General features: G+C 66.8%; 4 protein-coding genes. All 4 read left to right on the top strand.

Annotation, left to right across the window (positions count from 1 at the left end):
* A partial coding sequence (locus tag HC022_RS16540) for a cadherin-like domain-containing protein (protein ID WP_167453160.1) occupies window positions 1-2,040 on the top strand: 2,040 nt, incomplete at its 5' end.
* 456 nt (window positions 2,041-2,496) lie between these two features.
* Window positions 2,497-3,126 carry a hypothetical protein gene (locus tag HC022_RS16535; protein WP_167453159.1) on the top strand — a complete coding sequence of 210 codons (630 nt, stop codon included), beginning with the start codon at window positions 2,497-2,499 and terminating at the stop codon, window positions 3,124-3,126.
* A complete protein-coding gene (bcsA, locus tag HC022_RS16530; RefSeq protein WP_254885135.1) occupies window positions 3,123-5,480 on the top strand; it encodes a UDP-forming cellulose synthase catalytic subunit in 2,358 nt (785 codons plus the stop codon). The genes HC022_RS16535 and bcsA overlap by 4 nt, the downstream gene beginning before the upstream one ends.
* The coding region (locus HC022_RS16525) for a cellulose biosynthesis cyclic di-GMP-binding regulatory protein BcsB (protein WP_254885134.1) at window positions 5,477-6,503 on the top strand (1,027 nt) is incomplete at its 3' end. The genes bcsA and HC022_RS16525, both read left to right, overlap by 4 nt.

Below are 6,503 nucleotides of genomic sequence, written 5' to 3'. Positions count from 1 at the left end.
AGCGAGCCCGCGCAGCGCTACCAGGAGCACGGTCTGCTGGTGGTGCAGGATGACGAGAACTGGATCCGCTTCGACCTTGCCTACACCGGCGGCACGCTGACCCTGATCGTCGGCATGATCGTGGGCGGGCAAACCACCTATCCGTTGTTCCAGTCCATCGGATCCGGCGTTGTCGACGACCTCAGGATCACCCGCGAGGGCGATGCCTGGTCCTTCGAATATCGGGGCGGCGGCTCGGGCTGGGTCGAGGCCTTCACCTATGATCGCGAGATGACGGTCTCGCAGGTCGGGCTTTTCGCGGGCAGCACCTCGTTCACCGGCGCCGTCCCCGGCTACACGGCATACGTCGATTATTTCGAGAACTCGTTGCAGCCGATCACCGACGAGGATGGAAGCTACGTGCCCTCGAGCCATGCGCCCGTGGCGGTGGATGACATGATCGGCCTGACCGACAGCGTGACCTTCGACGCCTCGGACCTGCTGGCCAACGATTACGATCCCAACCTCGACGACACGCTGACCGTCGTGGCGCTGGGCTCGGTGTCGCACGGCACGCTCACCGACAATGGTGACGGGACCTGGACTTACGAGGCACCCGTCGGATACGAGGGCACCGACACGCTGAGCTACACGATCTCGGACGGTAGCCAGACCGCGAGCGCGACCGTGACCTTCGAGGTCCGCCAGCCCATCGACGTCTGGTATGGCGATGTGCAGAGCTTCGGCACGCCGGGCGACGCGCAGACCGCGATTAACATTCTCGGAAGCGTCGAGTCCGACGTGGTGTCGCTGTCCTACAGCCTCAATGGCGGCGAATTGCGCGAGCTCTCGATCGGGGCCGATACCCGCCGTTTGCAGAACGACGGCGATTTCAACATCGATCTCGACTTCGCCGAACTGGACGGCAGCTCGACCGACGACGTCATCACGATCTACGCCACGCTGACGAACGGCACGGTCTTCACCACGGACGTCACTGTCGAATACGAAGCCGGCAACAGCTGGGATGCAAACTATTCCATCGACTGGTCAGCCGTCACCAACCTGCAGGACGTGGTCCAGGTGGTCGACGGCACCTGGAGCTGGGATCAGGACGGCGCGCGGCCGGTGGATCTCGGGTACGACCGGCTGCTGGTGCTGGGGGATGACAGCTGGGACAACTATGAGCTCAGCACGACCATCACCGGGCACGATTTCGAGAACGTGGACCCACGCGGACGCGACGGCGGCGCCTTTGCCATCGGCATGCTCTGGGGGGGGCATACCGACGAGCCGATCAGTGGCTGGCAGCCCCGTTCGGGCTATGAGCCCGGCGCCGCGTTCTTCTACACCGACGAGCTCACCAGCCACAGCTATCATAGCTTCAGCCAGAAGCTCGGATCGCAGGCCCTGACCCTGTCCGAAGAGGTCGAGTACAACCTCACCGTCCGGGTCGAGCAGACCGGGCTCTATGACCGGATCTACAGCTTCAAGATCTGGGAGGCCGGCACCGCCGAGCCCACCGGCTGGACGCTGCAGACGCTCGAGACCTTCTCGATCGACGAGGCGCCGGCCACCGGGGGCATCTACCTCAATGCCCACTACTACGATGTCACCTTCGGCGACATCACCGTCACCGAGATCACCGGCAGTGACATCATCCAGGGCGACGACACCGCCGAGGTGCTGGTCGCGGTCGACACCGGCGCGGCGCTGCCCGGCGCGGGTGAGATCGACGTCTTCGTGGGGGCGGGCGGGGCCGATGTCTTCGTCTTCGGCGATGCGACGCGGGCCTATTACGACGACGGCATCGCCGCCAGCGACGGCACCGGTGACTACGGCTATGTCTGGGACTTCGAGGTCGGCACCGACACCGTGCAGCTCTTCGGCAGCGCCTCGGACTACCTGCTGGCCGAGGGCCGCGAGGACCTGCCGGACGGCACCTCGATCTGGCTGCTGGGCGAGGGCACCGACGAGGACGAGCTCATCGCGGTGCTCGGCGGCGTCTCCGGGCTGAGCCTCGAGGGCGACAGCTTCACCTACGTGGGGGCCATCGCCTGACCGGCGGCTGACCGCGAATCCCCAGGGGGCGGTGGACGTGCCGCCCCTTCCCATACCGGCCATGGGCGCCGTAGCGCCCGATGGACCACTGCCAAGGCCTCTCCGCCCGCGTCCGCGGGTGCGGGAGGCCTGCTCGTGGGTGCAAACCATCCTTTGAAATGCAGGTTTTACACGTCATTCCGGCGGGTTGGCGCCTTTTCGGACGCGGCCCGAAATCTCCTCTGGACTGTCTCGGCAAGCGATCAATCCACAGGAAGAACATGCGCTATGTGCGTCAAAAACCACAATCCTTTCGCCGTCTGGATGCACCATTAAAACGTAATCTCGACTATTTCGGGCTGTTCGATACGGTGCACAGAGTATTTCAGCTCAGAGATGTTGCCGGTGGCGTAGATGCAGGATTCGAAGATTTCAGATTCCCGCGTTGCGTCCCGTGTGTTCCGGACGCTTCGTCGGGTGGCGCTCAGCCTGGCACTGCCGCTCCTCGCGGCAGCCTGCGAGCCCTATTCCGAAATCAACACGAAATTCTGGGACTCGCTCGACCGCGCGCCCTTCATCCAGCTGCCGCTCTCCGATGCCTGGATCAGCCATCCCGACGTCTCGCTCGTGCTCGAGCGGCACTACGGCTCGGTCACCGAGCAGCGGCTGCTGCTGCCCAACCGGACCTCGATCCGCGGGGACAACTTCATGCTGATGGTGGCGCGCGAAGGCCCGCTGTCGCGCATCGGGCGCTTCCGCCCGGCGGTGATGGTCGAACGCAACGACGGCCCGCCCGAGCCCTTCCTCGACTTCGACGGCCAGCCCATGACCTCGCTCGAGGACGATTTCGGCTGGCTGCACTGGTCCCAGTGGACCAACGGGACCGACCTCACCTGCGTGCTCGCCTTCCGGCGGCTCGACGCCAACGACCGGATCATGCCCTTCAAGACCTCGTCCATCGACATGATGCTGCGCAACTGCATGCGCGGCACCGCCGAAGAGGCGCTGGCGCCGATATCGGATCTCTACACCGGCTACGCCGCGATCGCCGACACGCCGTCGGGCCACCAGCGCATGCTGTCGCCACTGGCGGGGCCGCTGCCATGAGGCGTGAACGCAAGCGGCTCGGGGCGGGCATGGTCCTGCTGATCCTGCTGTGGCTGGCACTGCTGGCGGTGATCGTTGTGCTGGCCGCGACCCCCATCGCTACGCCGGTCGAGGCGCTCTTCGCGCTGGTCGGCGTCTCGAGCATCTGGCTTCTGAAACGCTTCGCCTCGACCAACCGGCAGGCACGGTTCATCGTGCTCGCCATCGCCAGCGTCTTCGTCATGCGCTACTGGATCTGGCGCCTGGCCGAGACCCTGCCGTCCCAGGACGACCCGCTCTCGTTCGCCGCGGCCGTCGTGCTGTTCGGCGCCGAGACCTTTACCGTCGCGCTCTTCTTCCTCACCGCGCTGGTCACCGCCGACCCCATCGACCGCGACCCGCCGAAGCCGATGCGCCCGTCGCAGGTGCCGAGCGTCGACATCCTCGTGCCGTCCTACAACGAGCCGCCCGAGCTGCTCGCGGTGACGCTGGCGGCGGCCAAGCAGGTGATCTACCCCGAGGGCCGCAAGACCGTCGTGCTCTGCGACGACGGCGGTACCGACCAGCGCTGCAACCACCCCGATCCCGACATCTCGCGCGGGGCGCAGGAGCGGCGCAAGTTGCTGCAGGAGCTCTGCAGCGACATGGGCATCGTCTACTCGACCCGCGCCCGGAACGAGCACGCCAAGGCGGGCAACCTGAACGCGGCGCTGCAGCGGCTGTCCGGCGATCTCGTGCTGATCCTCGACGCCGACCACGTGCCGAGCCGCGACATCCTCGCCCGCACCGCCGGCTACTTCGTCGAGAACCCGCGTCTCTTCCTCGTGCAGACGCCGCACTTCTTCACCAACCGCGACCCGATCGAGCGCAACATCGGACTGCCCGAGACCTGCCCCTCGGAAAACGAGATGTTCTACAGCACCATCCATCGCGGGCTCGACCGGCTGGGCGGCGCCTTCTTCTGCGGCTCGGCGGCGCTGCTGCGGCGCAAGGCGCTGGACGAGGTCGGCGGCATCTCGGGTGTGACCATCACCGAGGACGCCGAGACCGCGCTCGACATCCACTCACGCGGCTGGGAGAGCATGTACCTCAACCGCGCGATGATCGCCGGGCTGCAGCCCGAGACCTTCGCCTCGTTCATCCAGCAGCGCGGCCGCTGGGCGACCGGGATGATGCAGATCCTCATCCTCAAGAACCCGCTGTTCCGGTCCGGGCTCTCGCTGGCGCAGCGCTTCTGCTACCTGAACTCGATGAGCTACTGGCTCTTCCCCGTGGTGCGGATGACCTTCCTGCTCAGCCCGCTGTTCTACCTGTTCTTCGGCCTGCAGGTCTTCGTGGTGCAACCCGACGAGGTGATGGCCTATATCCTGCCCTACCTGCTGGTCGCTTTCCTGGTCCAGAACGGCCTCTTCGCGCGGGTGCGATGGCCGTTGATATCGGAAGTCTACGAGATCGCGCAGACGCCATACCTGCTGATGGCGGTGTTCAAGACCGTGCTTCGGCCGCACGCCGCCAAGTTCAACGTGACGGCCAAGGATGAATCGCTCGACAACGACTTCATCTCGCCGGTCATGAAGCCGCTCTTCATCACCACGCTGCTCATGTTCGGCGGGCTCGTCGCGGCCGGGATCCGCTGGTACATGTATCCCGGCGACCGGCTCATCGTGCAGATCGTCGGCGGCTGGGCGTTGTTCAACTTCATCCTGACCGTGCTGTCGCTGCGCTCGGTGTTCGAGCGCCAGCGCCGCCTGCGCAAGCCGCGGACCGAGATCATGGTCCCCGCCGCGGTCTGGTCCGAGTCCAAGACCGGCGGGGCAGGGGTCTCGGCGGTGCTGCGCATGAGCTCGGGCCGCACCATGCAGTTCACGCTCAACGACGATGACGAGGCCCGCGAGGAGCTGGGCATGATCCGCTCCGGCGACCGGCTGGTGCTGTGTCCCGTAATCCCCGCGGCGCCCGACCTTGAGCACCACCTGCGCCTGCATGTGACCCGGGTCTCGCACGACGAACAGGCCGGGCGCGGCACCGCCGTCACCGTCGAGGTCGAGGATGGCCAGCTGATCCCCGCGAGCGAGATCACCGCCTACCTCGTCTACGGCAACAGCGAGAAATGGGTGGCCGCCCGCGAGGCGCTGCCGCAGGCCCGCGGCCTGATCTCGGGCATCGTTTTCGTGCTGCGCCTCAGCGTCGGCTCGATTGTCCCCTCGGTGCTGGCGCTGGTGACGCACCGCGCGGCGCCGCAGCACAATCGCAAGGACGAGGACCGCAACACCGTCGAGAAGACCGCGATCGAGCACTACCTCGCCGACCGCGGCGCGCTTCCGGCGCCGGCGACCGAGTTCCTCGTGCCCGAGGAAACCGGGGGCGCGACATGACGATGCGGCTGCGCACCCTTCCCGCCCTGCTGGCCTGCTGCACCTTCATGGCGGCCGCTCCCGCCGGGGCCCAGATCATCCAGTTCGAAGAGCTGCCCGACGCCGATCCGGCCCAGACCGAGACGTTCGACGGTTACGATCCCGGCCTCGTCACCGAGCGTCAGCCGCAGTACGGCGCCGTCGAGCCGGCCGCGACCTCTCCACAGGCGCCCGCCGAGGTGTTGCTGCCGCTGCGCGCCATGCATCCCGAGATCGGCGACCAGACCCGCTACACGCTCCGCGGCGTGGTGGACGAGGCGGATTTCGTGATGTTCCTGCCCGCGGCACCCGGGGCGACCACGCTGATGCTCTCGACGCTGAGCACCATCAACGTGCTGCCCGAGCGGTCGCGACTCGACGTGCTGGTGAACGGCAAGCTGGTGGGCACCGCCAGCCCCGAGAATTTCGACGCCTTCCGCCGTGCCGATATCCCGCTGCCCGAAGGGGCCCTGCACGCCGGACGCAACCTCGTGACCCTGCGGGCCGAGCACACCCACCGGGTGTTCTGCGGCCCCGACGCGGATTTCGGCCTCTGGACCAGCGTCGCGCTCGACCGCAGCGGCATCATGCTCGACGAGGGAGAGTTCGACACCGACGCGCTCGGGTTCCTGTCCGCCGTGGCCGCCGGTGCCGCGCGCGCGCAGCCGATCTCGGTCCACGGCAGCGGCGACAGCCAGCTGCTCGAGTTCGCCATGCCGATCATCGCGCGCATCGAGGATTCCTTCGGTGGCGTGCCGCCCGAGATCCGGTTCGATGGCTACTACTCCACCTCGACGGGCCTGCCCGAGCTTGCCCGCGTGACGACCCTGCCCGAGGGCATCTCGCTCGACGGCGGCTACCAGATCCGCCGCGGCGGCGACGGCGCGATCGTGCTGCTTGGCGAAAAGGAAGGAGAAGAGGAAGAGGGACGAGGGGAAAGGAGGAGGGGAGGGGAAGAGAGAGAGAGAGGAAGAAAGGAGGAAGAGGAGGGAGGGGAGCCGGGGG

The sequence above is a fragment of the Salipiger sp. HF18 genome (assembly GCF_011806505.1).
Lineage (GTDB): Bacteria > Pseudomonadota > Alphaproteobacteria > Rhodobacterales > Rhodobacteraceae > Salipiger > Salipiger thiooxidans.
Note: the sequence above shows the minus strand (reverse complement) of the source record. Positions and strands in the feature narration are given on the sequence as shown.

Coding starts and splice junctions, on each gene's coding strand:
- bcsA (WP_254885135.1), top strand. CDS start 3,123: ATGAGGCGTGAACGCAAGCGGCTCGGGGCGGGCATGGTCCTGCTGATC.